At 44.5% G+C, this 26,836-nt stretch carries 22 protein-coding genes, 2 pseudogenes and 1 CRISPR repeat array (1 of these 25 cut by a window edge); of the genes and pseudogenes, 19 read left to right on the forward strand and 5 right to left on the reverse strand.

Going from position 1 to position 26,836, the window contains the following annotated elements; all coding sequences use genetic code 11:
- Nucleotides 1-202: 202 nt before the first annotated feature.
- Nucleotides 203-1,150, forward strand: coding sequence for a radical SAM protein (locus tag P8X24_RS04500; RefSeq protein WP_372914279.1), 948 nt, complete (start codon nucleotides 203-205; stop codon nucleotides 1,148-1,150).
- A gap of 67 nt (nucleotides 1,151-1,217) precedes the next feature.
- Nucleotides 1,218-4,643 carry an intein-containing translation initiation factor aIF-2 gene (gene infB, locus P8X24_RS04505; RefSeq protein WP_372914280.1) on the forward strand — a complete coding sequence of 1,142 codons (3,426 nt, stop codon included), beginning with the start codon at nucleotides 1,218-1,220 and terminating at the stop codon, nucleotides 4,641-4,643.
- A gap of 11 nt (nucleotides 4,644-4,654) precedes the next feature.
- Here the strand turns inward: infB and P8X24_RS04510 are convergent.
- The 4 genes and pseudogenes from P8X24_RS04510 to P8X24_RS04525 all read right to left on the reverse strand — a co-directional run.
- Nucleotides 4,655-4,756, reverse strand: a pseudogene (locus P8X24_RS04510) (DUF190 domain-containing protein); the annotation flags it as partial.
- A gap of 21 nt (nucleotides 4,757-4,777) precedes the next feature.
- Nucleotides 4,778-5,016 (reverse strand): annotated as a pseudogene (locus tag P8X24_RS04515) (CrcB family protein); the annotation flags it as partial.
- 626 nt (nucleotides 5,017-5,642) lie between these two features.
- Nucleotides 5,643-6,512, reverse strand: coding sequence for a zinc metalloprotease HtpX (gene htpX / locus P8X24_RS04520; protein WP_372914281.1), 870 nt, complete (start codon nucleotides 6,510-6,512; stop codon nucleotides 5,643-5,645).
- A 52-nt stretch (nucleotides 6,513-6,564) separates the two neighbouring features.
- Complete coding sequence (locus tag P8X24_RS04525) at nucleotides 6,565-7,107, reverse strand: adenylate kinase family protein (protein WP_372914282.1); 543 nt, start codon at nucleotides 7,105-7,107, stop codon at nucleotides 6,565-6,567.
- A 93-nt stretch (nucleotides 7,108-7,200) separates the two neighbouring features.
- Here P8X24_RS04525 and P8X24_RS04530 point away from each other — a divergent pair, with 93 nt between their 5' ends.
- The 17 genes from P8X24_RS04530 (at nucleotide 7,201) to csa3 (ending at nucleotide 24,205) form a co-directional block, all read left to right on the forward strand.
- Complete coding sequence (locus tag P8X24_RS04530; protein ID WP_372914283.1) at nucleotides 7,201-7,407, forward strand: hypothetical protein; 207 nt, start codon at nucleotides 7,201-7,203, stop codon at nucleotides 7,405-7,407.
- A gap of 33 nt (nucleotides 7,408-7,440) precedes the next feature.
- The gene (locus P8X24_RS04535; RefSeq protein WP_372914284.1) at nucleotides 7,441-9,048 is read left to right on the forward strand and encodes a carbamoyltransferase family protein; all 1,608 of its coding nucleotides are present in this window, start codon (nucleotides 7,441-7,443) and stop codon (nucleotides 9,046-9,048) included.
- 96 nt (nucleotides 9,049-9,144) lie between these two features.
- Nucleotides 9,145-9,957, forward strand: a complete 813-nt coding sequence (cas6, locus tag P8X24_RS04540) for a CRISPR-associated endoribonuclease Cas6 (RefSeq protein ID WP_372914285.1) — start codon at nucleotides 9,145-9,147, stop codon at nucleotides 9,955-9,957.
- 10 nt (nucleotides 9,958-9,967) lie between these two features.
- A complete protein-coding gene (cas8a1, locus tag P8X24_RS04545; RefSeq protein ID WP_372914286.1) occupies nucleotides 9,968-11,647 on the forward strand; it encodes a type I-B CRISPR-associated protein Cas8b1/Cst1 in 1,680 nt (559 codons plus the stop codon).
- The gene (gene cas7i, locus P8X24_RS04550) at nucleotides 11,644-12,768 is read left to right on the forward strand and encodes a type I-B CRISPR-associated protein Cas7/Cst2/DevR (protein ID WP_372914287.1); all 1,125 of its coding nucleotides are present in this window, start codon (nucleotides 11,644-11,646) and stop codon (nucleotides 12,766-12,768) included. Before cas8a1 ends, cas7i begins: the two co-directional genes overlap by 4 nt.
- A 4-nt stretch (nucleotides 12,769-12,772) precedes the next feature.
- Nucleotides 12,773-13,402: a type I-B CRISPR-associated protein Cas5b gene (gene cas5b / locus P8X24_RS04555; protein ID WP_372914288.1), complete on the forward strand. Its 630-nt coding sequence runs from the start codon at nucleotides 12,773-12,775 to the stop codon at nucleotides 13,400-13,402.
- Nucleotides 13,399-15,573 carry a CRISPR-associated helicase Cas3' gene (gene cas3, locus P8X24_RS04560; protein WP_372914289.1) on the forward strand — a complete coding sequence of 725 codons (2,175 nt, stop codon included), beginning with the start codon at nucleotides 13,399-13,401 and terminating at the stop codon, nucleotides 15,571-15,573. Before cas5b ends, cas3 (P8X24_RS04560) begins: the two co-directional genes overlap by 4 nt.
- Before the next feature lie 13 nt (nucleotides 15,574-15,586).
- A complete protein-coding gene (gene cas4, locus P8X24_RS04565; RefSeq protein WP_372914290.1) occupies nucleotides 15,587-16,096 on the forward strand; it encodes a CRISPR-associated protein Cas4 in 510 nt (169 codons plus the stop codon).
- A 9-nt stretch (nucleotides 16,097-16,105) separates the two neighbouring features.
- The gene (locus tag P8X24_RS04570) at nucleotides 16,106-16,906 is read left to right on the forward strand and encodes an MBL fold metallo-hydrolase (protein WP_372914291.1); all 801 of its coding nucleotides are present in this window, start codon (nucleotides 16,106-16,108) and stop codon (nucleotides 16,904-16,906) included.
- 4 nt (nucleotides 16,907-16,910) lie between these two features.
- Entirely contained in the window at nucleotides 16,911-17,879 is a 969-nt protein-coding gene (gene cas1b / locus P8X24_RS04575) for a type I-B CRISPR-associated endonuclease Cas1b (RefSeq protein WP_372914292.1), read from the forward strand.
- Between the two features lie 187 nt (nucleotides 17,880-18,066).
- Nucleotides 18,067-18,417, forward strand: a complete 351-nt coding sequence (gene csa5, locus P8X24_RS04580) for a type I-A CRISPR-associated protein Csa5 (RefSeq protein WP_372914293.1) — start codon at nucleotides 18,067-18,069, stop codon at nucleotides 18,415-18,417.
- Nucleotides 18,417-19,364 (forward strand): type I-A CRISPR-associated protein Cas7/Csa2, encoded by a 948-nt coding sequence (cas7a, locus tag P8X24_RS04585; RefSeq protein WP_372914294.1) that lies wholly within the window; start codon nucleotides 18,417-18,419, stop codon nucleotides 19,362-19,364. Before csa5 ends, cas7a begins: the two co-directional genes overlap by 1 nt.
- 11 nt (nucleotides 19,365-19,375) lie before the next feature.
- Nucleotides 19,376-20,110, forward strand: coding sequence for a type I-A CRISPR-associated protein Cas5a (gene cas5a, locus P8X24_RS04590; protein WP_372914295.1), 735 nt, complete (start codon nucleotides 19,376-19,378; stop codon nucleotides 20,108-20,110).
- Nucleotides 20,100-21,299: a type I-A CRISPR-associated protein Cas8a2/Csx9 gene (cas8a2, locus tag P8X24_RS04595; RefSeq protein WP_372914296.1), complete on the forward strand. Its 1,200-nt coding sequence runs from the start codon at nucleotides 20,100-20,102 to the stop codon at nucleotides 21,297-21,299. The genes cas5a and cas8a2 overlap by 11 nt, the downstream gene beginning before the upstream one ends.
- Nucleotides 21,296-22,894, forward strand: coding sequence for a CRISPR-associated helicase Cas3' (gene cas3, locus P8X24_RS04600; protein ID WP_372914297.1), 1,599 nt, complete (start codon nucleotides 21,296-21,298; stop codon nucleotides 22,892-22,894). Before cas8a2 ends, cas3 (P8X24_RS04600) begins: the two co-directional genes overlap by 4 nt.
- Nucleotides 22,891-23,553 carry a CRISPR-associated endonuclease Cas3'' gene (locus tag P8X24_RS04605; protein ID WP_372824284.1) on the forward strand — a complete coding sequence of 221 codons (663 nt, stop codon included), beginning with the start codon at nucleotides 22,891-22,893 and terminating at the stop codon, nucleotides 23,551-23,553. Before cas3 (P8X24_RS04600) ends, P8X24_RS04605 begins: the two co-directional genes overlap by 4 nt.
- Nucleotides 23,543-24,205 carry a CRISPR-associated CARF protein Csa3 gene (gene csa3, locus P8X24_RS04610; protein WP_372914298.1) on the forward strand — a complete coding sequence of 221 codons (663 nt, stop codon included), beginning with the start codon at nucleotides 23,543-23,545 and terminating at the stop codon, nucleotides 24,203-24,205. The genes P8X24_RS04605 and csa3 overlap by 11 nt, the downstream gene beginning before the upstream one ends.
- 244 nt (nucleotides 24,206-24,449) lie before the next feature.
- Here csa3 and cas2 read toward each other — a convergent pair whose 3' ends face one another.
- Nucleotides 24,450-24,707 carry a CRISPR-associated endonuclease Cas2 gene (gene cas2, locus P8X24_RS04615; RefSeq protein WP_372914299.1) on the reverse strand — a complete coding sequence of 86 codons (258 nt, stop codon included), beginning with the start codon at nucleotides 24,705-24,707 and terminating at the stop codon, nucleotides 24,450-24,452.
- A 516-nt stretch (nucleotides 24,708-25,223) separates the two neighbouring features.
- A CRISPR array of direct repeats spans nucleotides 25,224-26,836; the repeat unit is 30 nt; unit sequence GTTCCAATAAGACTAAAAGAGAATTGAAAG; it runs 3,163 nt beyond the window's last position.

Genomic DNA, 26,836 nt, shown 5'->3' on the forward strand with positions numbered 1-26,836 from the left:
GTGCAACTGGTGCGGTTGGCTTCTCACCAACATAAAACACATAAAAATCCCCCCACCAACATGCAAATGCAACAAAAGGAACTATCCAATGAACAGCCTCGCCATACTTCTTCACTACTCTTAGTGATACTACATAGAAACGTGAAGCTTTTCGATATGCAATTCATAGTCTATTATAGCATAATGTATATTGGGTGGAACTATGAAATGCTGGATCTGCGAGAGAAGGTGCGAGCTTAGGGAGAGTAGAGTGGGAATATGCAGGAATTACGCAAACATCAATGGGGAGTTAGTTCACGTCGGCTATGGGAAGTTGAGTGCAGTTGAGAGCAGACCTATAGAGATAAAGCCATTCTTTCACTATTATCCCGGAACTACTGCCTTAACTTTCTCGGGCTATGGTTGCAACTTCTACTGCCCTTGGTGTCAAAACTATCATCTAAGTTTCTCCGCTCCACCAGATGTTGAGCCTACATCTCCAGAGAAGTTAGTTCAACTGGCCCTATTAAATGGTGATCAAGGTCTCTGCGCTAGCTTCAACGAGCCTGTAACCCTATTTCATTATCTGCTTGATGTTTTTGAGCTTGGAACTAAAATGGGCCTATACTCCTGCCTAGTTACTAACGGCTACTTCACGCTAAAAGCCCTAAAGATGCTTCTAGATGCCGGGGCTACAGGATTCAGCATCGACATAAAAGGCTGCCCTGGAATGAGAGTCCTAACCACCATAGATCACTCCAAAGTGTTTAGGAACGCGCGCTTCATACTGGACAATGGAGGTCACGTTGAGATGGTTTACCTCGTCGTTCCTAAGGCCAACGATTCTTGCTACGACTGGATATTCAAGATGCACTCGGAGAAGTTAGGCGAAGATGTTCCTTTACATATAAACAGATATTATCCAGCGAATTATTGGAGAGAACCTCCAACTTCCGTGGATCTATTAATAAATCTTAGGGAAGTAGCGATGAAGGAGTACAACATAAAGTTCGTTTACGTTGGAAACGTTGGCGATCCAAGGCTCGAGGCAACTTACTGTCCCAAATGCGGGAAGAGACTGATAACGAGGATTGGCTATAGGGTGGTTGAGTTCAAGGTTAGGGATGGTAAGTGTCCATACTGCGGGGAGAGAATTCCCATATATGGATAACTTTATATCCCCTCTTCTCCTCCCAATACGGTGAGGCACGATAATTCTCAAAAGGGGGTGAAAAAGAATGAAGAAGATCCGTCAGCCTATTATAGCGGTTCTCGGTCACGTTGACCACGGTAAGTGCCTGCTTCCGAGTGAGACTGTTATTGTTCCCGAGCTTGGAATGATAACCCTAGAAGAGCTCTTTAGGATGGGAACGCGGGTTGTTGAGCATGACGATGAGAAGGAAATCAGAGAACTCTCGCTTCCAGTATCCTCCGCCGGAAAGGATGCAAGAATTTCGCTTTATATCGGAACTCACGTATGGCGCCTCAGGCACCAGGGCAAAATGGTGAAAGTCAAGCTGAAGAACTGGCACAGCATTTCGGTAACGCCTGAACACCCGTTCCTCACGACGGTGGGATGGAAAAGGGCGGATCAACTTAAGCCCGGTGACTACGTCGCCGTTCCTAGGTTCATCCATGCCAATGAGAGCAGGGACGTCTTTGAACGTTTCGTTAGAGCCAAGCTCTCAACGCCCGAGCTCATAGTAAGACTCGAGGAAGATGCCCTTGAGGAAGTTAAGGAGAAGTTTAAAGGAAAGAAAGACTACAAAGTCCGTTCAAATGTTTTTCGCGCCGAAGATCTTGAAGGTCTTTGGGAGAAGGTTGAGAGAATAGCATTCACTCCAAGAATCCACCGCTCTGGCAAGCCAATTCATTATATCAGACTTCCCAAGACTGATGATGAGTGGAAGGCCCTTTTCTACTTCGCTGGCGTTATGTTCGGCGACGGAAGCCAGGAAAAGATAGCGAATAACGACGTTGAGGTCTTTGAAAAGTTGAAGGGAGTGGAAGCTCTTGGAGTTGAGCTTGTCAGGGTTAGGAGAAGAACTTCATGGGAAATTGAAATTAGAAAGGGTAAGAACGCTCTTATAAGGTTCATCCGTATCCTCTTCGATTACCCGGAGCGGCAGAAGGCGAAGAGCCTGAGGGTTCCAAACGTTCTCTTCGTCGCACCGAGGGAATATGTTTCCGAGTTCCTCAGGGGGTACTTTGACGCCGACGGGCATGTAAGCCTTAAGGACGTCAGGATCGAAGTGACAAGCGCCTCACAGGAGTTCCTTGAGGGGCTTTCACTGGTTCTACTCAGGTTTGGCATCGTTTCAAAGCTATATCGTTCAGAATACAGTACTCTCGTGATTTCCGGCAGGAGAAACCTTGAGGCGTTTAGGCAGTTCATAGGGTTCACGGTGAGGAGGAAGGCCGAGTGCCTTGAAAGAGCAATAAGGAAAAGCAAGAAGAGCGAGACTTACCCGATATTTGAGGAGCTCAAGCGCCTCAGGCTCCTGTTTGGGTTCACGAGGACAGAGCTCAACTCCTTTATCCCGTCCTACTCAAAGTACGAATCCAGCGAGGCACCGAGCTACGAGATACTAATGAGGATACTCGATGCTATCGAGAGGGGCTCCCCAACTCTCTCAAAGAAGCTTGCAGTGCTTGAGGGCAGATCCAGAGACTACAACTACCTCAAAGCCCTCGAAAAGGACGGCCTAATAAAGGACGGAAAGCTCACAGAACTCGGAAGGGAGCTCCTCGAGGTTTGGCGCAACAGGGAGTTCGATTCAAGAGACATCGCCTATGTTCGCAACCTCATCGAGAACTTCGTTTTTATTCCCGTTGAGGAAGTTGAGGAGTTCAACTACGACGGTTACGTCTACGACTTAACCACTGAGACCCACAATTTCATCGCCAACGGAATACTCGTCCACAACACAACACTTCTTGACAGAATAAGGAAGACAAACGTTGCCGCTAAAGAAGCAGGTGGAATAACCCAGCATATCGGAGCTACTGAGGTTCCGATTGATGTTGTTAAGAAGATCGCCGGGCCGTTGATGAAGCTATGGAAGGCCGAGATAAAGCTTCCTGGGCTGTTGTTCATAGACACCCCAGGACATGAGGCCTTTACAAGCCTGAGGGCTAGAGGTGGAAGCTTAGCTGATCTCGCGGTCCTCGTGGTGGATATAAATGAGGGCTTCCAGCCCCAGACCATAGAGAGCATTGAAATTCTGAGAAGGTACAAAACTCCATTCGTTGTAGCTGCAAACAAGATAGACAGGATAAAGGGCTGGGTAATCAAGGAGGATGAGCCTTTCCTGATGAACATAAAGAGGCAGGATCAGAGGGCAGTTCAAGAGTTGGAAACAAAGCTCTGGGAGCTTATAGGAAAGTTCTACGAGATGGGCTTTCAGGCCAACCGCTTTGACAGGGTTCAAAACTTCACGAGGGAATTGGCCATAGTCCCGATCTCGGCCAAGTACGGGATAGGAATTGCCGAGTTGCTAGTGCTCATCGCCGGTTTGAGCCAGAAGTACCTTGAGGAGAGGCTTAAGATAGAGGTTGAAGGTCCAGCTAGAGGGACAATCCTCGAGGTTAGAGAGGAGCCCGGACTGGGCCACACGATAGACGTGATAATCTACGACGGAACCCTTCACAAGGAGGACACCATAGTGGTTGGAGGAAAGGATAAGGCAATAGTCACCAAGATAAGGGCCCTCCTCAAGCCGAAGCCCCTCGATGAGATAAGGGATCCAAGGTTTAGGTTCGACTACGTTGATGAGGTAACTGCTGCAGCTGGAGTTAAGATAGCCGCCCCAGGACTGGAGGAAGCCTTGGCGGGCTCTCCAGTGATAGCCGCACCAACTCCCGAAGACGTGGAGAGGGCCAAGCAGGAGATACTCAACCAGATACAGAGCGTGGTCATACGCACGGATAGGGTTGGTGTTATAGTTAAGGCTGACACCCTCGGCTCCCTCGAGGCCCTGAGCAAAGAGCTTCAGGAGAAAAACATTCCGATAAGGAAGGCCGACGTTGGGAACATAAGCAAGACCGACGTCATGGAAGCTTTGAGCGTCAAGGAGGAGGAGCCGAAGTACGGCGTTGTCTTGGGCTTCAACGTGAAGGTCAATGAAGATGCATTAGAGGTTGCAAAGGCTAAGGACGTCCCGATATTCGTTGGCAACATTATCTATAAGCTCATAGAGGACTACGAGGCTTGGATAAAGCAGGAGGAGGAGAAGAGGAAGCGCGAGTTACTAGCTAAGGTGACGTTCCCTGGGGTGATAAGGCTTTATCCAGATGAGAGGTACGTCTTCAGGAGGAGCAATCCAGCGATAGTTGGAATTGAGGTAATCGAGGGAAAAATAAGGCCTGGAGTTACCTTGATAAAGCAGAATGGCCAGAAGGTTGGAACTATAAGGTCAATTAAGAGCAGGGATGAGTTCCTGCAGGAGGCCAAGAAAGGCCAAGCTGTTGCAATTGCAATTGAAGGGGCAATTGTTGGAAGGCACATTCACCCAGGAGAGATGCTGTACGTTGACATTAGCAGAGACGATGCAATAACTCTTCTCAAGTACCTCAGGGATGAGCTTGAGGATACAGATATGAAGGCGTTGAAGATGATAGCGCAGATAAAGGCAAAGGAAGATCCGTTCTGGAGGGCTATTTAAAGCTTGACCTCTTAAACGTCCTCTCTTACCGCATCACCTTCAAACCTTTTTACTTCTTCTTTAGTTCCTACCCATAGGATTATGGTCGATCCAACGGTTATCATTCCATCCTTATCGTCGGTCTTATCGCCTCCTCCTTCCTTCATGAGCGAAAATGTCTCGTAGGAGAAGGTTGAGAACGTACTTAGCCCACCACAGAAGCCCATTCCCAGAAAATTCTGGCCTCGTTAGAAACATCAATATTCCAAGGGCGAGGAGGAGGTCAGAACTAAAGTTCCAGCTGGGAAGTCTCTATAAGGATTCCCGAGATAAAAACCTCGCTAGAGCACTCTCCTCCTCCTAGAATTACAGCCAAGGTTATTTTAGCGTTCATTGCCTCCGTTCTGGTTAGCTAATAGCCCCATCCCAAGCTGTAGGGTGGCTTTTTAAGTGTATAGATGTGGTTTTGTTGGGTTGTTTCCCTTCAGCCTGAGTTAAGGTGCCGTTCTCCCGTCCTGTATCGTTGTGATACAGGGCGGGTCATCACGGCGATGCCCGGGCCCCCTCACGGCAGAAACTCAACCCCCGTTGCCGGTCACAGCACTACCGTTGACGGAAACCCGAGCCCACCAAACACAATGACACACAATGAGACTAATAAAGGTTCCCGCCCCTAATGTGAAGATGTGAAGGGGACTAACCGTTTCTCCTTACCGCTTCATTTTGTGTAGGGACGTATCACTTTGTATCGGCGGTAGGGAGTTCCACCTCAGCCATCTGGACTTTTCAATCCAGATGGCTTCATTGGTGGCTGTCGAGCCCAACGGCACGGGCCTCCCATCCACGAACCTAGGACTCGGGGCAGAGCCCCCATCACTCTGGAAGGCTTTCAAATACAAATTCCAGACAGCAAGAACATCCCTATGCCAGACCTCACCACCCACACACAATCATACACAATGTTATAAAGATTACTGCCCCCGCCTTTTAAAGAAAAAAGACAAGTGATAGCGGAAATCGTTAGAAGATAATACCCATTTCCATAGCTATCTTCCTGAGCCTCTCTATCCTCTTTTCGGTTGGCGGGTGAGTTGAGAACAGCTCTGCAAAGTCAATCCCTCTGAAGGGGTTCACTATGAACATGTGCGCGGTTGCCGGATTGCCCTCTCTCATCGGCCTATAGCGAATAGCCTGCTCTATCTTTAACAGAGCACTTGCCAGAGCGTGGGGCTTTCCACTTATCCTTGCCCCAGTCTCATCCGCCAAGTACTCCCTTGACCTGCTTATTGCCAGCTGGATGAGCATGGCCGCTATTGGTGCAAGGAGTATCGCCAAAATCACCCCTATTATATTACCGGAATTTCTATCTTCGTCATAGGTTCCAAACCAAAGGGACCATCTTGCAAAGTCAACGAGGATCATTATTGCCCCAGCCATTACGGCAGCTACCGTCTGAATTAGGGTATCCCTGTTCTTTATGTGGCTTATCTCATGGGCTATGACTCCTTCAAGCTCGTCCCTGTTGAGTATCTGTAGCAAACCTTCCGTTACTGCAACGACAGCATGCTTTGGATTCCTCCCCGTTGCAAAGGCATTTGGAGTCATCGTTGGAACTATTGCAACCCTGGGCTTTGGAATTCCGGCCTGCATTGCAAGCTTTTCAACTATCCTATGTAGCTCTGGAGCTTCCTCTTCACTCACTATCCTAGCATTGTACCAGCTAAGAACTATCGAATCGCTGTACCAGTAGCTTGTGAAGTTCATGAAAAGGGCTAGGGTGAAGGCTATTATCATTCCACCCTGGCCACCAATTAGGTAGCCAATTCCGACTAATAACGCGGTTAGGAATGCCATTAACACTCCAGTTCTCACCCATAATCCAAGACCCATTTTCTCACCCCCTAAAATAGAAGTAAGGTAGGTTTATTAAAGATTTGTGCCTTTAGTTAATCCCTAATCTTAAATAGGGGGTTACTTCATCGTAAACTTCACTCCAATCAACTATGCCAACCCTTCTTTTTCTCCCTTCCTTAAGAAGTCCTATTATTTCCTCAACAACTTCTTCAGGAGTTTTGCCTGTTGTATTAACCTCAATTACATTTTCGTGCTCCTCAACGGCCTCTATAAGAATTACATCAACTAGCTCTGCCTCTACGTTCTCTTTTACTTTTTCTTCTGGATATCCCCTATCTTTCAGCCTCTCTCCTATTATCTTTGGGTGAGCCCTAAGGACAATGACTATATCGGCCGGCATCAGGTGACTCAAGTGCCCATCAAGGATTATGTTCCTTCCTTTTAGATCTTTCTCAACATGATATGCCAGCTCATCAACCTCTATTTCAAGCTCCCCATCTTTTTCTACTCCAACACCCTTCTCTATGGCAAAATCTCTCAAGCTTAAGTATTCATACCCCAGCTTCTTGGCCAATTTTTTTGCTACTGTAGTTTTCCCAACTCCAGGTGTTCCAGTTATTGCTATTATCATTGCACATCCCTCCGTCGATTGTCGATATCAAATTCTACATTTGGCGAAACATTTTTATATTTTTGGATTACCAAATAATAGATAGGTGATAGTATGGAACTTGACTTACTATTCAAGAGACTTATGGTTGTCAGAAGAAGGAAAGAGGCCCTGCTACTGGAAGAGGCAAGGCTCGCTAGAATGATGAAACAAAAGAAATTGAAGAATGTGGCCCTGATGAAGATAGTAAGAAGGGAGAAGGAAATGGTTCTCAGGGAGGAGGCTAAGATAGTTAGGTTTTTGAGGCAAGCCCGGGCTTAAATTTTTAATCCTTATTATCTTCCACCTCAATCGATGATCATTATTGGAATTCACGATGGTCACGATGCAGGGGCTGTCTTATTTAAGGATAATAATGTGTATGCAGTTAATGAGGAAAGGCTAAATAGGGTAAAGAAGTACAGGGGTTTTCCCAGATTAAGCCTAAAAACCGTTCTTGAAATGGCCCAAGTCGATCCTGGAGATGTTGATGTAATAGCGGTGGCGGGACTTTTTAGGAGGCAGAAGAGATTACTGGAACTTGAGGCCGAGCTTAGTAAAATTTTTGGAAAGGAATTTAAGAGGAAAACCATATTCGTTGAGCATCATTTGGCCCACGCTGCCTCTGCGTATTACTCCTCGGGCCTTAAAGAGTCGCTTGTACTAACGATAGATGCCGCCGGTGACGGCTTAAGCTCAACGATAAGCATCGGAAGGGATGGGGAGCTTATACGAATTGCACAATCGACTTACATAGACTCCCTAGGTGACTTCTACGCCTCCATAACCGAGCTCCTTGGATTTAAGCCGATGAGGCATGAGGGGAAGGTCATGAGTTTGGCCGCTTATGGAAAGCCAACTTACGAGCTAGGCTCAATAATAGAGCTCAACGGTCTTAGCTTCGAGAACCACTTAAAGGTTATTGGGGTTGAAGCTACAAGGAAATTAGCCGAATTCTTCTCCTTTCCACTCGAGAGGGCTAAAGAAGTCTCCTCCAATTTGAAAAGGGGAATAATGGACGGTGAGCTTGAGAAAAAGGCTATAGAGATAGCAGCAAGTGCTCAGGCTCACCTTGAAAAGCTCATTGAGGAGCTCGGCCTTAGACTGAAAGATTATGGATTACCAGTTAGCTACGCTGGTGGAGTAGCTCAAAACGTCAAGGCAAATGCTGTCCTAAGAAGGATATTTGGAGATTTGTGGGTCTTTCCGGCGATGGACGATGCTGGGCTAGCCTTTGGAGCTGCAGCCTTTGTAAAAGCCCAGCTAGAGAGGCTGTATGGCAAATGGAAACCCTTTAGGCTGGAACATGTCTATCTTGGCCCTTCGTACTCCGAAGAGTTCATTGAGGAGACTCTAAACAAGATTAACCTCGAGTACGAAGAAGTAGATACGCCCTCATTTATTGCAGATTCCCTCGTGGAGGGCAAACTTGTGGGCCTGTTTCAGGGTGGCATGGAGTATGGGCCAAGAGCCCTTGGGAACAGATCAATTCTGGCTGATCCCAGGGATCCAAAGGTGAGAGACAGGCTTAACCTTGCGCTAAGGAGGGATGTCTTCCAGCCCTTTGCACCATCGATACTCGAGGAGGACTTTCCTAGGTATATTGACGATCTGACAGGTGAGCCTAACAGGTTCATGACCATGAGCTACATCGCAAGCGAGGAGTTTAGGGATGTTGCTCCGGCCGTAGTTCATGTCGACGGAACGACTAGGCCTCAGAGCGTTACAGCTGAAATATCCACAACGTACTACAGAATAATTCGAGAATTCAAGAAGAGGTCTGGAGTCGGCGCAATCCTTAATACTTCATTTAACATGCATGGCGAACCGATTGTATGCTCTCCTTATGATGCTATTAAAACATTCCGTGAAGCCAAACTAGACGTTCTAATTTTGGAAAAGTTCGCCATATATAGGTATTAATTGTTCATGTTTATGAAGTTTTTATTTAGAATTAAAATAAAGTTTATAAGTTCTGACGTCAAATAGTAGTGGGCAAGTTTCAATTAGGTGATAATGATGAGGTTCTTGATAAAACTGAAACCAGAGAGGGAAAAATTCAAGGTTCCGTACAATCATCAATACTACCTTCAAGGGTTGATATATAATAGGATAAAGCTAGCCAATCCAAGGTTAAGCACCTTCCTGCACGAAACTAAAGGTCCAAAGCTGTTTACGTACTCCCTGTTTATGGCCGAAAAGAGAAGCCATCCAAGGGATCTACCGTACTTCCTGGGTGGGAAGAGAGGATTCTTCTACTTCTCAACCTGCATCCCCGAAATCGCGGAGGCCTTCATTACTGGCCTGTTTAAGAATCCAGAGATAGAGCTGTGGGGTGAGAAGTTCTACCTCGAGGAGGTTAAAACGCTCAAGGAACCAAAAAAGCTCAGCGGACTGACATTCATAACCCTCTCTCCCGTTGCCGTTACGACGGTGAAAGATGGGAGGAGGGTGGATCTGTCTCCTCTAGAGGAGGAGTTCTACACTGCGATAGAGGAGAACCTCAAGGACAAGTACGTTATGATCAATGGAGACAAACCCCCTGATGACTTTGACATTGAGATATTGGTTGCAAAACCAAAGAGATTCATGATAAAACCTGGAATTTATCAGATGGCGTGGCACTTAGTTTTCAAGGCCTATGGAGATGATGAACTGATTAAAGTTGGCTATGTCGTTGGCTTTGGAGAAAAGAACTCCCTCGGCTTTGGAATGGTTAAAGTCGAGGGTGGTAAACGTGTAGCCAGGGGAATTAAAGGTAGGGTTTACGACTCGAATATTTACCCTGGGGGTAGACCTAAGGAAAATGGAGTTGAGGAGAGTGTTTACTAGCCTGTAGGGGGTGTATAATACGAAAACGCTTGATGATTTTCTAGGTAAAGCATCTCATGAACTCCCTACTTTTGAATGGACAGGGCACCCATTTGTTGATGCAGGACTTACGGCAATCCTTCTGCTTTCAAAAAAGTCAAAGCCTCAGGATTTAACATGGGATGATATTGAGAAAGCTGTCGAGTTTGTCTCCGATCTTTATGCAAGAAAGGAGTGGAGAATTGATTATCTACATGGCATGGTAATGCCTAATAATGGTATCATTATGGCAAATCCTGGAGCTCTAAACCCGATAAAGAGTGCTATAAAAAGGGCTGCAGAACAAGAAAAGAAGAAAATAAACACGAATAGACAAACAAATACTACTGAAAACTTAAAGATCCCTGCTTCTCAACATGCTCTTAAGGTATTGTCTTCTTATATTTCTAAAAAATTTGACCAGAAACTTGCTCAAGATTTGGTCTCCTATTTAAAGTCATTATCTATTGAAGACCTTGGGAATCCAAAAAAGGAAGAGGATCTGATAAAAAAACTATACAGATTAATTGTAGATCAAGAGTTTATCGCCCGGGCTATAAAGAGAAAAATCAGAGTTAATCTTGAAGAGCTTTTACAGGACACCAAAAGGAAAAATGGGCAACAAAATGGGGAAGGAACTTGCGTTATTTGTGGAAAGAGGCCTGCATATGACAAGAAAGAGAGGTATAGATCGATATTCCCCCTCCTGGGAACAGGAGATGTTCCCAATTACTTCCCTTCAGGGAATAGGAGAGGGGAATATATATGCTCCCACTGCCTCTTTTTGGCTCAATTCATGCCCTTAATAGCTTATAGAATGCAGAGACTTTTGATAATTCACACGAATCCTCCGGAGTTCATGCTTAGATTTCACGAGGAAGCCTTAAATGATGTCAGGAAAACTCAGCTTGCTTCAAATGCCAGGGGCTTTAGGAGGCCTGAAAACTTCTTGTTTGAAAAGCTTATGGAGATAGGCAGGGATCTCGAGCTTGGCAAACTTGATGGCGTTTCTATCACCCTGTATTACTTCGTAAGCAACAATCAGGGGCAAGAAATAGACATAATATATATCCCAAATCCCGTCCTGAGGTTCATAGCTTTTGCGGGCCCCGAATTCAGGAAGATTGCGAATATGGGCTGGGCCAAAGGATGCACTAGGAGAAGAAGTGAAGAGGAGGTAGTTAGGGAATGCAGGAACGAAGTTTACCACAGACTATTAGAAAATGAGTCCATACTCCCCTATTTTGTGGACATCCAGAATAGAAGGGTGAACTCAAGCTGGAGGCTTCTGGAGTTTTACTGTTTGGAGGTGTTAAGTTTGGAGAAAGATGCGCTGGAGTTCGTTAGGGATGTTGCCGATAGGATAGTTGAAACCCTCGAAAAGTTGCCGGACAACAAGCTCGCTAGGAGGGTTAGGGAGCTCGAAAGAGCCGACAAGCTCTACCAGTTCGAGGCCTTCTTCATTAGGGTTGAGAAAGATAGGCAGGAGCTTGGCGTACCCAAGGCCTTAATTACCTTTGATGAATTCGCAACTCTCCTCACGAGCTATGGTGAAGACCTGAACGTTTCTTGGAGAACCGTCAAGCATCTGATCTTGTTTAGGATTTATGAGAAGCTTCATGACAGGCTTATGAAAGTTAAAGAGGAAGAAGAGGAGGTTGAGGAAGAATGAGGTTTGCTACAGGTCTTGTTTTGATAGATGCCCCTGCCTCCGCCTTGAACATGTTTGGGAAGCCGGCAGAATCTGCAGAAGAAAATGAAGTTGCTGTGAAGAAACTCAAAAAGGGTAGGAACATATATGCATATATATCCCCCCAAGCGTGGCGTTACTGGTGGAGGAAGACTTTGGAAATATATTTTTCATGGAATATGTCTCCTCTATTTAGAACAGAAAAACAAGTTTTTACAGCAGCGAACCCAATAAAATATGACGACGACGATGTATTTGGATATATGTGGGCTCCAAAAACAGAAAGGGGTAAAAATGAACAGGGGTTTGCTCTTACTAGAGTGTCTCCTCTAAAGACAACTCCCCTGATTTCAGTTCTACCTGCAAGAAATTCTCTAACTTTAGATGAGGGGTATGCATCTAGACATGAGGGAGATCCAGTTCCCTATAGACAAGAGTTTTATTCAACTATTTTCAAGGGAGCATTTTCTCTTGATCTAGATGCTGTGGGAAGATTTACGATAGTCTATAAGTCAGGGTACCTTAATTTGCTAACTCCTGAGGCTATCCCCAGAATATTGGAGTTAGTTTCCGACAAGAAAAAGAAAGAAAAAGTTCTCAAGAAAGCTCTTGAGGTAATGAATTATGAGGAAGAGTACCTAGAACCCGCAAAACAACTTGGTGTTAAAATGTTGGAGAAAGAGTGGATCATGCCAGATGAAGTTAGGAAGAAAAGGGCTACGGAAACGATACTTGCTCTCCGCCTGCTAACCGGTGGAGCTAAGCAGACGCAGTACCACACAGACGTAACTCCCAAGTTCGTTCTACTGCTTAACGTTGATGCTGGCATAAATCCGTTCATAAGTGACATTGTGTTCGAGGAAAGCGGGGAAGTAAAGTTCGATTCGGAAGCTCTGGCCTTGAGGCTTAACGACTTGAGGGATGTTATACCCGAAAAAGCAAGGCTTTACATTGGCTATGATAAGGGATTCATAAGGTCCCTAGGCTGGGACGTCGAGGAGATTAAGGCAGCGATTGAGGAAGCAGGAGTTCAGGTTTCAACGGGGTCTGTTAAGTCCTCCATAGAAGAATTCGTTAAGGAGATCGAGGCCTACTACGGGTGAGGACATGATAAGGGTGAAGCTCAAGGCCTGGACTGCTTCGTTTAGATTTCCAACTTTTCAATCAGGCTATCAGCCCACTCTTCCCGTTCCTCCCCCCTCAACTATACAGGGAATACTGTCGGCCGCTAAGGGGGAGCCGGTGTACCTAACGGAACTCCCCTATCTCGGCTACGTCTTCAAAAGTGAAGGTGTTGGCATTGACCTTGAGAGAATATATGCCCTGGGAAAAGTTGAAACCGATATAATAAGGAGGGAATTCCACTACAACGCCGAGCTCTACCTCTACCTCCCCGACGAATGGGAAGAAGTCTTCAGGAAACCTAGATATCAGCTTCTCATGGGTAGATCAAGCGACATCGCAACTGTCGAGGAAATAAGAAAAGTTAACCTTGAAGAAAAAGAAGCCGTCCTAGGCGGAACAGTTGTACCCGTGGAGCTTGGAATTCCTGGGATAGTACACGCTCTCGTAGTTGAGTTCGACTACACCTCAACTCCAAGGAGGGCCAGATTAGTTAAGCCATTCATAATCCTCCCATATCCCAGGACACGGGCCGAAAGAAAGAGGCAAACTGCAAAGGTTTTTTACGATCCTGATCTTGACATCGGAGTTTACCTTCACAGGTGGAGCAAATGAAGGCCTGCTACGCGAAGTTCAACCCCCACGAATTCTTAGAGTGCCACGTGGCAGACGCTGTAAATGTCCTTAGGAGCATCAAGGAAAACTTTACATGGTTGCCAGGTGAAGTGTTTGAGCTCGCCTTCTACTCTTTGATTCTTCACGACGTTGGGAAGTGCTCTGGTTTTCAAGACAGCCCAAGAAAGTGGGGTTATAGGCATGAAGTACTCTCAGTTCCCTTCGTTCAGTTTCTAAGTATGGATGAGAGAAAGAGAAAGCTGATAGCCTTGGCAATACTGACCCACCACAAGGCCTTAGGAGAAATAGATCCATACCTTCCTAAGATTCCAGATACTCCTCCCTTCATGGACTTTGAGGATAGAATTCGTGAGCTAAAGAACTTTAGGGAGTACATTGAGAGACACTTCCTCCCGAAGGTTGAGGCCCTCGAGGGATACTTTTTTGGAAAAAGGCTTGGAAGACTAAAACTACCTGAGGACTGGCCTGAGAGGGTTACTACTTTTAATTTTCAGGAGTTAATCGATTGGTATGAGGAGAACCTCGAAAAGGAAAGAATGCTAATGACTTTCCTAAAGGGTCTAGTTAATGCGTGCGATCACTTAGCTTCCGCCGGCGAAACCAGCATCCTTCTCCTTCCAAGCATTAAGGACAAACTCTTTGCCTTCCTTCCCCCGGAGCACCTTAGGCTAGTACAGAAGGAGGCTTGGAACACTCATGGAAACTTGCTTTTGAGAGCCCCAACGGGCTACGGAAAGACCGAAGCGGCGTTACTGTGGACGGACAAGAATTCCATTAGAAGTAAGAAAAAGATAGCGAGCAGGATATTTTACGTTCTGCCCTATAAGGCAAGTATAAACGCCATGCACCGCAGGTTGCTCTCCATATTCCACGATCCAAGCCTGATTGGAGTCCTTCACAGCTCCTACTCCTTCTACCTTTATTCTTCTGCTTTGGAGTACAAGAGGCTCAGCTCCCTCTACAGGAAGATCTATACCCCACTGAAGGTTACCACACCCTTCCAAATAATGAAAGCCTTCTTTGGGGTTGGATTCCACGAGATGCTCAGGACTGAACTTACAGGCTCCCTATTGATATTCGACGAGATACACGCCTATGAGCCAAACGTCTTCGGAATAATCTTGGCTATCCTTGGCCAGCTTGATGTCCTCAAGGCAAAGGCGCTGGTAATGACGGCAACCCTCCCTGATTTCCTTGAGGAGCTAATAAAGGAAACGATAAAGCCACAAGAAATTAAAGTGCCAGCTGAAGAAGCAGATAAGTTCACCAGACACAGAATTAAAATTATTAACGGTAGCATAGACAAGATTGGAGAGATGATAGACAAGCTTCCGAAGCCCGTCCTTGTGGTATGTAACACTGTCGACAGGGCCATTGAAACATATACCAGGCTTAAAAATCTCGGTCTTAGGGTTCTTCTCATCCACAGCAGATTCACCCATGGAGATAGGGAGGAAAAGGAAAGACTCGTCATTGAGCACATAAACGAGTTCGATGCTGTTGTTGCTACTCAAGTTGTGGAGGTTTCCCTCGATGTCAGCTTCGGAACGATAGTTACGGAACCTGCCCCCTTAGATGCCCTAATTCAAAGGTTTGGGAGGGTGAACAGGAGAGGATTTGGAAAGCCTGTCGACGTTTACGTCTTAACAAAAGGTTCAGAAGGAGATAAAAAGGTGTATAAACCGTACTCCGTGGTTCAGAGGACTGTCAGGATCCTAAAATCTCTGGATGGTGAGATCTTGTGGGAGTCAAAAATTCCTGAATTGGTTAGTGATGCCTACAGAGGAGTTGCAAAGGATCTTAGAAAGGAGATAGAAAAGTACAGGGAAATGGCCGAGGAAGTCTTCGAGAGCGTTAAGCCAATGCAGATTGGCGAAAGCGAAGAGAGGTTTTATGAGATGTTTGAAGGCTTTGAGGCGGTGCCTAGTATGTATCAGGGCAAAGTTCAGGAGTTGCTTGATAAAGGTCTCGGAATTGAAGTCTACAGGTACCTTGTTCCGGTTCCGTTATGGCTCTTCATGAGCGAAAGAGAGCAGTTCCATCACCTTAGCTCTACTGGGCCAGGAAGACACATAATAGTGGCGGAACTTGAGTACAGCCCCGAGCTTGGCCTATTAAGGGAGCATGTTAGAGGGGGAGAAATTCTCTAGCAGGTGGCCTTGGATGGAAGATTATCCTCTACTAAATCTTTTCATCCGGGGAACTGAAGTGAACTACCTCTTCATCTGCCCAACGAAGCTCTGGTTCTTTACCCATGGAATCACAATGGAACAAGAGAGCGAATGGGTAGACCTAGGAAAGTTCCTGCACGAACAACGCTACGAAAATGAAGAGAAGGAGGTTCTCGTCGGGAGCATAAAGATTGACTTCATCCGCAGGGGTGATGTTGTGGAGGTTCATGAGGTTAAGCTGGGCAAAAGCATGGAGAAAGCCCACGAGATGCAGGCACTCTACTACCTTTACTACCTCAAAAAGCTCGGCATAAAAGCGAAGGCAATTCTCCACTATCCCAAGCTCAACGAGACGAAGGAGATAACGCTTGAAGGTCATGAAGAGGAAATTAAAGAAGCTATAAGGGAAGTTGAGAAAACAAAACCACTTCCCACTCCACCAAAACCCATAAAAACAAAGAAGTGCAAAAAATGTGCATACTATGAGCTGTGCTGGATTTGAGGTGGTTCTATGAGAAGGTTTTCCCTCATTATTGTAGCAATCCTTGTGCTTGTTTTAGCGTTCATCCCTTTATTTAGGCAACAGAACCCAGCTAGGCAACAGGAAGGTGGGAACAAAATAACCATTGTTTATGACAACAAAGCGTTGAGCGGCTTTAAGGGTTCATGGGGATTCGCCGCACTTGTGAAATTCAAAAACTACACGATTCTTTTTGATACCGGGGGTGATGGCGAAATTCTGCTTAGTAACATGAAGAAGCTTGGCATTGATCCAAAGTCAATTCAGTACATTTTCCTATCTCACATTCACGGAGACCATACCGGTGGATTGTGGGCAATTTTAAAAGAAAACTCAAATGTGACAGTATTTCTCCCAAGTATCTTCCCAGATGGTTTTAAAGAAAAAGTTCGAAGCTTTGGGGCAAAGGTCGTTGAAATTTATGAACCCAAAGAAATTTTGGAAGATATTTACACTACTGGAGTAATGTTTCCGGTAGGAGAGCAGGCTCTAATCTTGAAGACTTCAAAGGGCTTAGTTGTAGTAGTTGGGTGCTCTCATCCTGGGATAGTCAAGATAGTAGAGAGGGCAGAGAATATAACGGGAGAAAATGCTTACTTAGTTGTTGGGGGCTTTCACTTATTTGGAGCCCCAGAAAGAGAAATCAGGAAAATAGGTACAAGCCTCAAAAGGCTGGGAGTTCAAAAAATTATGCCCTGCCACTGCACCGGAAGCAAAGCAGAGGATATTTTTGCGGAGGAGTTTGGAACGGATTACATAGAATGTGGTACTGGGAAAACTATAAGCTGGTGATATTATGAGAAAGCGCTCCCTAACCCTGCTCTCCGATGGAACACTTTTTCGGAGGGAGAACACACTTTACTTCGAGAACGAGAAGGGCAGGAAGCCTCTGGCGATTGAGGGGATTTACGACATCTACATCTACGGTCACGTCACGATAACATCTCAAGCATTGCATTACCTAGCTCAGAAAGGCATCGTTGTTCACTTCTTCAACCACTACGGCTTCTATGATGGAAGCTTTTACCCCAGGGAAACCCTCCTTTCCGGAGATTTGATAATAAAGCAAGCCAAACATTACCTCGAGAAGGAAAAGAGGATGAAACTGGCTAAGGCCTTCGTGAGAGGTGGGGCTAAGAATATGGAGAGGAACCTAAGGAGGTGGAAGGCCAAGGCCGATTTCAGCAGGGAGCTTGAGGAGTTAGAAGAGGTTGAGAAGATAACTGAAATCATGAACGTTGAGGCAAGGATAAGGGAGAAGTACTATGCATCCTGGGATAAAACACTCCCTGGGAGATTTAAAATTGTAAAGAGAACTAGAAGACCGCCGAAAAATGAAATGAACGCCCTAATAAGCTTCCTCAATTCGAGGCTTTATGCAACGATAATTAGCGAGATATACAACACTCAGCTTGCTCCAACAATAAGTTACCTTCACGAGCCGCACGAGAGAAGATTCTCTCTGGCCTTGGATATAAGCGAGATCTTCAAGCCGATAATTGCCGATAGGATTGCAAACAGACTGGTCAAGCAGGGGGTTATAAGGGAGGAGCACTTTAGGGAGGATATGAATGGAGTCCTGTTAACGGAGGATGGCATGAGGAGGGTTATACAGGAGTACAACAAGGAGCTGAGTTCTTCGATAAGGCATCCAAAGCTGAAGAAGAACGTTACGAAGCAGAGGTTGATAAGGCTTGAGTGCTATAAGCTGATAAAGCACCTTGTTGGGCTGGAGGAATATGAACCATTGATTGCTTGGTTTTGAAAGATGTTCACACACAACTAAACAGGGTGCTTCCCTAGCTTTGAGTTCCTTTATTATTTCCCCCTCCTCGCTACTTTCCTTTTATGTTCACATTTTTATAAACATTTAACATGTCCTGCTAAACACTTTCTAAACGAAAAAATTATAAGGTGTAAATAGTGTTACTATCATTGAGGTGAATACACACATGGTGGAGTACGAAGGAATAGTTAAGATGTTGAGGTTCTTCATTCAACTAAAGAACTTCAGCTATGTGGACAGAATCGGAAATGCCCTGAACCCAGAACCCGTGGAAGCTGCCCTACATGAGGCCTTAAGGGCTTTTAGATCTATTCGGGAGAGCGCATCTATCGATGATAGTGGCAGAAGATATGTAGAAAAAGACAGTAAGAAGATTTTAGTTCCCGGATTGCCCTCAGATGAAGAAGTTCGCGCATTTCTTGATGCCGTTCGCTCTGATATTAGTGTTGCTAAACGGGTGGCAACCCTAGCTCTCGCATATCCATCTAAAAAAGAGGAAAACGGAGGTGAAGAATGATGTTTTTGAGTGTTGGGGTTAGGTTTGAGGCCAACGTTGAAGCATTAAACATGGTCGAAACTGCGGGAAATTACACTAAGCACAGAAGGGTTCCATACCTTGTTGAAGAAGATGGGAAGCTCAAGACAGTGTACGTTCCGGCATTAAGCGGGGAAAGCCTAGCCCACGCATATCAAGAACATTTGGCTAGGGAAGCACTTTCTATAGGTCTGCCTGTGTGTGATGATTGTAGGAGAAATGAGTTCTTTAAGTCTATGAACAAAGCTCATCTGAAAAAGAAAATCGATCCGATTCCAGAGGATCCAAAGAAAATTGAGGAGGCTATAGTGAAGGCCTGTGTCATTGAAGACGTAGGTGGTTTCCTCTATGCCGAAAAGCCCCCAGTCAGGAGAACCTCAGCGTTCCAGGTTAGTTACGCTCTCCCAGTTAAGTCCGCTGCACTCTTCGCCACTTCTGAACCACAGCTCCATGCGAGACACGCTCAGATTAATGCCTCAAGCAAGAAAGGGAATGTTTCGGAGCAGATGATATACTATGTTGAAACGGGGACGGCCCTCTATGGGTTCACCTTCAACCTTGACCTCGATGCTATTGGAGTCAGCGCAATAACCTCTGGCCCCATCTTGGAGGAAGACGAGATAAAGGCAAGGCGTGAGGTAGCCCTTAAGGCTCTCTTCAGGATGCTCTCCTCCAGTCAGTTTGGAGCAAAGCTTTCGCGTTTCTTCCCAGTGGGTGGAATAACGGAGCTCGTAATCACCGTAACTGAGCATCCATTCGTAGTAACATCGCCAATTTACAACAACTATATTGACAGAACTCAGAAGAGGCTTGCTGTCCTTAAAGAGTTCGGAGAGGAGTACTTCTTTACAGTTGCTGACGAGAATAAAGTTCCAGAAGAGGCTCTTAAGGAGGCAATCGACTATCTCAGAGAAAAAGGCGCCTTCTGAGGTGGCTCCCCTTGACTTTCTTTTTAAAAGTTATTATAAGACCAACAGGAATAGTAGCATTACGCGCCTTACCCCAAAGTAAAATGAGAACCGCACTACGCTACATTCCTCCAACGACTCTAATAGGAGCAATAGCGTACCCTCTGCTCCACTTAAAAGGTAGTAGGACTGAGACATTCTATAACAAGAGGAACTTTAGAAGTGCCGCTGAAAACGTTCTAAGGCTCTTTAATTGGGTTACTGTGAAGATCGAAGGGAAACCAAGGCTCTATGGGTCTCTTTTAAAGATAAACACGATTTATAGAGGAAAAGCCCAAAGTGCGGTGACTTCATTTCCTTTTGCTGTGATGTATGGTGAAGCGGATTATTCAATAACAGCAATTTATCTAATAAACGAGGAAGAATTATCAAAGGGCCCATATACTCTGAGGGACATTGAGAGGGCTGCATGGGGCATGGTGAGAATTGGGTCTAGGGAATCTGTAATAAGCGTTGAAAGCGTCAAAAAAGGAAAGACAGAAATTGAGGAGATGCAAGAAACAAGGACGGCATATGCATTTCAGTTTAAAGATGTAGAGGTTGAAGGAAAGGGAACACTGCAGTCAGTTGTTGATTGGCGTTCTGGAATCGGAGATTACTCTAAAGCAAAACACATCATCATGTTCTACCCAGAGGGCATCGTTACCGTAAGAGGAAATTTAAAGGTTGCAAAATGTGGTGAGGAGGTGATAATCCTTGCTTCTTGAAGCCTTATCTAAGTACCCCTACGAAGGTCTCACTAAGGAGCTCCTATCCTTGGGCATGTCATGGGTAGTCATGTATTCTGATATTAATCCAGATACGGAGGATATTGCTAACGCATTAGAGGGTGCTTTGAATTCCCTTGAGGATAAGATCAAGGTCAACACTTCAAAGATGGGAAGGAATGATAGGCAGTCATTTGACAAGGTAATCAGGGCATGGTTCAATCAGAGTGCTCCAGATACTTATGGCGAGCTATTTGAGTTGGTGATTAGAGAGACTGCAGAGCTTATCAGGCAGGGTGTGGTAGACCCCCAGAAATCCCTTTCAAGGGTCAAAATTGATAAGAATGGTACATACCTTGGCGTTAAATTCAAGGGAGAGATGGCGATACTGCCAGCTATTCTAAAACAACCAGAATACTACGAACGTCAAAGTGGCTTTCTCATCCCAACAACTGGTCAGAAGGCCCAAATACGTTTGGATCCTTTGTGGTTCTCTCTTATGGCAGTGGGGTTCTTCATTAGTTTTGCAGGGTTCATAGGGGGAAAGTACTACCTCATGACAAAGCCTGGAGTAGAAGCTTTCTGGCCCCATGAGGTTGAAGATGTGATAGAACATGGTTTAATTCCGTTAACTGAGGCGGGAATTTCGGCTAGGATCTCTCTTAGTACTGAGGAACTTTACGAGATGAAGCTTGCCATGAGGCTCGCAGAAACTAATACCCTTGTTCCTCCGGAAATCTATCCCGTAGTTCTACACCTCATAAGCCTTGAAGGGCAGGTGTATACTGAGCTAAAGACCCTCCAATTAGACCTCTCAGAGCTCAGCGGGTACCTGCAGAGGTACGTTGAGAACATTGAAAAGCTCAAGATAAGTGGTCTCCAGATTATGGTTGAGACTAAAGAGGAAGGGGCAACTGTTTATAAATACCCGCTATGGGCACTCGTCGATATTGCTGAAAAAGAAATTTCAAGAGGGATAAGTGGAGACAATGAAATGCTTGTATATATATTTGTTAAAGATCTGTACAGGGCGGTGAATAGTGGCAACAAAAGGCTCATTGAAGATGCAGTCTTTAGGCTCTTCCGTCAGGGAAGGGCACTACTCGAAGGAAGCGCGCGAGCTAGCGGGGAACTTAAGAGAGTTCTTAGAGTTTTCATGTGGAAAGAACACATGGGGGTACTTGTGTGAAAGCGTACAGGGAAGCCGTTAAGAGACTTGCAGAAGTTAAGGGGTTTAAGCCTGAGAAGAGACCTCTCCTTGAGGAGGCCTTTGAATTTATAATTTCATCTCAGAAACCCTTTCTTATTATTAATGCTCCAACTGGCTATGGGAAAACATTGCTTAGCTTTGCTCTTGCTCTCCACTCTCTTGAAGATGCCTCCTTGTTTGATAGGGTTATTCATGTCCTTCCAATGAGATCAATTATTGAGGACATTCAGAAAACTGCAAATGAAGCATTTGGCTTCTCAAGGACGAAAATGATGGGGTCCAGCGGAGAGTTCCTTCACTTGTTCCCCCTTAACATAACTACAGTTGACACGTTTACATGGGACATGCTTAAGCTTAATACGAAGAAAAGGCACCGTATAAAAGCTGGGAAGGAGTTCGGTTATGACTACCTTACCCAGGCATCTATTTTGACCTCTTTGGTAATTTTTGATGAAGCCCACTTTTTGCTTGAGGAGAAACCTAAGCAAAGGAACACTCCTAGATTCTCTCCTATGGCAACTGCATTTGATGCAGTTCTTGAGTTCTTAACCTTCCACGAGGTTCCAATAGTCGTAATGACGGCGACACTTTCGAAAGGGCACTTTGAGTTTCTAAGGAAATACGCTGAGAAAAATAAATATGATCTCAAAGTTCTCGTGCCAGAGGAAGATCATGACCCCTTCGTGAAGCGAGAGCTGAATAAAGACATATCAATTAACTTTGTCAAAGGGAATCCTCTGAACTTTGTTGAACCTGATAAGAGAAATGCCATAATTGTTAATACAGTTAAGAGGGCCGTTGAACTGTATGACAAGGCCCTAGATAGAAATATAGGATTTGAGCGGGACAACATTATACTGATACATGGTAGAATGACATCAACCCACAAGCAAGAGCTAATAGACCGTCTAAGACAACTGCAGAGTAAAAAGTATCTCCTAATAGGAACGCAAGCAGTAGAGGCAGGTGTTGACTTTTCCGTGGATGTTATGATAACTGATAAAGCTCCGATAAACTCTCTCCTTCAACGCTTTGGCAGGTTAGCTAGGCATGCCAATGATAGGTATGGGCAGATATTTATCATTGAAGAAGCACCAACTGGGCCGTATCCAGAAGATAAGGTTAAGGAAACGGTTGAACTTCTCAAAAGAGCTAACATCCATCCCCGCGTTCCAAGCACTTATAGGGAGATTGTAAGTAAAGTTCATGGGGAGAGGCGTAGTGAAGTGGAGAGATATATACACAAGTCACTTAAATTAAAATTATTCAAGTTAATGAAAGATCCAAGGAAAAGGGCGCTTGACGTTCTTGGAGAAATTGAGAAACTCACAGTAAAGGGCGTGCCAATTATAAGGGACTTTTTGGTTCCCCTCTTAGTGGGCGGGGAAACCGTTCTTATAAGCCCAAGAAAGCTTCTAGACCTGTATTCAAAGGGTCTTGTCAGGATTAAGGGAATAGAAGTGAAGGTTAAAAATGAGCAAGATGCTTATGAAGTAGCTAAGGCATTTGCCCTTGGCAGGGATATCAAAGTTATATTTACAGGTGAATATGATAGGGAGCGTGGTATCGTATGAATGCCTGTGCATATTTTGATGAGGGAAAGTGCATTGAGACTATGGAAGCACATGTAAAGAAAGGCCTCGAACTGATTGAGGATTTGTACATTAAAAGGGACTATGGCAAGTTTCTAGGTAGACTCCTTGGCGTTGGACTTAAAACGGCAAATGACATTTTAAGGAAAACTTATGCTCTTCATGACGTTGGAAAGTGTCTCGAAGAGTTCCAGCTCAGAGGATCCAGCTTTGGTCACCATGCATTTTATTCTTACCTCATTGCAAGGGAGGCTTTACGTGAATTTGGAAGTACCGGCAAGGTTGCTTCAGCTGCAATTCTGCTTCATCACCATGACTGGATAGTCAAGGAGTCTCCTAAAAAGCCAAGAAATCTTAAACTGTGCAGTGAGTGCATTTCAATTATTGAGGATCTTTCAGGTGTCACAATTCCATCCACACTCCCATGGATTAATCCCAGAGATGCATATGGAACTGCAGATTCTGTCCTAGTGAGTAACCTACGCGCAGTATACGCTATACTGCTTCCAATTACGGTGGCAGATAACTACGCAGCGGCCTGCAACAGGAGAGGTAAAGGAAGCGCCCTTGGAAAGGAGATCTTTGAAACGCTGGAAGTTAGGGGGTGGGATATTGCTCGTTGTATTCCCAGTGGGCTTTGATGAGAAGTTCATAATTAGAGCACTTATGAGAAGGAGAGAGGAATTTAGGGGTCTTGGAGTTGGAGATAGGCTCATGGCAATTCTTCCAGAGGGCTATGAGCGAGAGCAGAGAACAGTAAATGCCCTTAAATCCATAGAAGACGTTGCATCTCCTATCGTGGGCGGAGATAATGTATTACGTCTGGAAGTACCCATGAAGAGTGAAGACATCGTTCTGACAATAAAAAAGGGGATTGAGGATAGTCTGACACCTGATAGGATAGTTCTGGCTGTTCTATCTGGTGGAATGCGCCCCTTGCTCGTTGCAACTCTTTTGGCTCTCATTGGGCTTAAAGATACAAGGGTAATTGTGGAAAGTGATTTTGAAAATCTATCTGGCTATATATCTCTGGAACTGGGACCATTCTTAGCTCCAAAAAGTAGGCGGTGGGAGCTAATACTTTGCGGGCTTCTCAAAGAGAAGAGTGTTAGAACAATTGCTGAAGAACTCGGGGTTTCAGTAGCTACAATTAGTAATGAGCTGAGGAAAATGTTGAAGTATAATCTCGTACGAGCAGAAAAGGGAAAGAGAAGAACGCCAAAATATTTCATAACAACTGCCGGAAAGACATATCTAAAGCTAATGAGAAGTGAATGTCTTGGAACTTATTAAACCTTATTACCTACCTTTTTCTTTCTCTTGTAGCGGGGATATAGTTTCATTAGAATAACATACCGAACTGTTTTAGGTATTCCTAACACACGAAAAATTTTATAAGCAATTACAGCCTTGTAGTTTTTGACCAAGTTATAATAAATGCAAAAGTTATAATCAAATTGGGAATTACAGGATTAAATCACCAGGTTAGTGAAATCAAGGAGTTTGGATGAAATCAGAGACAACAGTTCTACCTCCCTTAAATTGTATCTTCTATGGGATTCTTCTCGACCCCAAGAGTTTCTCGAGGAGGCATAGATCTTAACTTGTAGATTATTACAGCGTCATGATCTTCGTCGATTAATTTCCTAAGCCCTACTTTTATCCTCTCATATTCTGCTAAGGTTACTTCTCCCTCGAAAACGCTGTTCTGAACCCAGTGGAGATGCCGTCTTAGAAACTTCTTGACCTTGTTCACCCGCTCAACAGCCACGTCATATACTATAACCACGTACATGATCAAAAATAGGATGCCTAGAAATTTATATCTTTCGAAAAATCTTAAATACTACCTCTCAGGCCCTATTTTCCTTGAAAAAATCTAAATATTGCTTATTTAGTTGAATAATTGGTTGTAAGAGAATTGGAAAGTTTCAGTAACTTTTTGTTAGTATGTAACATTTCGTCATATTTTTCGGCATATTTTGTAACTAAATTTTTTCGGAGCTTAAAGTGGAGCTAGAAGGGGTGCTCTTTTATCTCAAACCCTGTTGAAACCATGTCTTTTCTCAATTATTTGCCCATATTCTGCTTGTTTCTAAACTACTGATTTGACAGGCCGTTGAAAATTTAATGATCATTTTTGAGCACTTAAATTTTAGAGTTCTCAGAAATTCTTTCGTTTCGGGCTTTGAATTCTTACAACTGCTCTTTAAGGCCTTTTAAGGCTCCGGTAAGCACCCTTTGCCAAAAGACTTATAAAATCCAAGCCTTCTAAGAATAATATAGAGGGAAATAAGTAAAAACTTGCGCTGTTCCAATAAGACTAAAAGAGAATTGAAAGTTGAAGTGGGCAGTAGTGTTAAGTGAAGGTGCAGGGGTTCCAATAAGACTAAAAGAGAATTGAAAGGCATATCTATTCTTTCGTTAAGATATTTCATATACTCGTTCCAATAAGACTAAAAGAGAATTGAAAGATGAACTCGCTTACATTTACTGTCATACGGCAATACTAGTTCCAATAAGACTAAAAGAGAATTGAAAGTGAAGGAAGCTGTCGAGGAGAGGCTTGAGCCAGTCAGGGGTTCCAATAAGACTAAAAGAGAATTGAAAGCGGTGAGGGTCAGGGAAGTCCTGCCGTCCCTGGTGGAGGTTCCAATAAGACTAAAAGAGAATTGAAAGCCTTGGGGCATTGTGTGGGTTTTCCACGTAGAGTGGGGTTCCAATAAGACTAAAAGAGAATTGAAAGTTCGACTTCACAAAGGAGGACATCGAGGAGGTCAAGGTTCCAATAAGACTAAAAGAGAATTGAAAGAGGAGGACGATGTTGTCGGTGGCAGGGGTGGTGACGGTTCCAATAAGACTAAAAGAGAATTGAAAGGAGCGTGAAGGTCTCGGGGTTGTCGATGGGCACCTTTGTTCCAATAAGACTAAAAGAGAATTGAAAGGAGGGAGACGCTGAAGCAGGCCGGGGTGATCCAGGGTTCCAATAAGACTAAAAGAGAATTGAAAGCTCATAGAGAGCGTCCGTGAGCGCCTGAAGGCAATTAGTTCCAATAAGACTAAAAGAGAATTGAAAGATAATCCGCTGGCACAGTATTTGACAGCTCCAGCAAGTTCCAATAAGACTAAAAGAGAATTGAAAGGGAGTAGAGGCAATTGAATATTTTAAAAAGTTTTACAAGTTCCAATAAGACTAAAAGAAAATTGAAAGAGTCTTCTAGCTGATCCTCGTAGCTGTACTCCCCGAGTTCCAATAAGACTAAAAGAGAATTGAAAGGAATTCTTTGCGCAACTCGGGGTCATCTATGATGTGGGTTCCAATAAGACTAAAAGAGAATTGAAAGATGGAAACAAACGCCACGATCTACATCTACGACGAGGTTCCAATAAGACTAAAAGAGAATTGAAAGAGGGCCCTATGAAACGGCCCTTTGGGTCGATTCTCCGTTCCAATAAGACTAAAAGAGAATTGAAAGAGGGTCATCTGCTTTTACCTCATTAGGGACTATGATGTTCCAATAAGACTAAAAGAGAATTGAAAGCTCACTAGGAAGTATAACACTCCCACACCAATGGTTCCAATAAGACTAAAAGAGAATTGAAAGGTGGTGAAGAGAAGCAATGCACTAACATGAGCATGAACATGGTTCCAATAAGACTAAAAGAGAATTGAAAGCTCCTCATCAGTACCCAACGAAGCCGTGCTAACGTGTTCCAATAAGACTAAAAGAGAATTGAAAGCCTCATATCTGGTTCTGGTCAAGCCCGTCGCTTTGGGTTCCAATAAGACTAAAAGAGAATTGAAAGCTAAAACTAACAACACCACAACAACCCTTTTCCTCGTTCCAATAAGACTAAAAGAGAATTGAAAGGGAGATTATTTTCAGTCTTTCTGAGTGGGGCAACGTGTTCCAATAAGACTAA

This window comes from Pyrococcus kukulkanii (genome assembly GCF_041647995.1).
In the GTDB taxonomy this organism is placed as follows: domain Archaea; phylum Methanobacteriota_B; class Thermococci; order Thermococcales; family Thermococcaceae; genus Pyrococcus.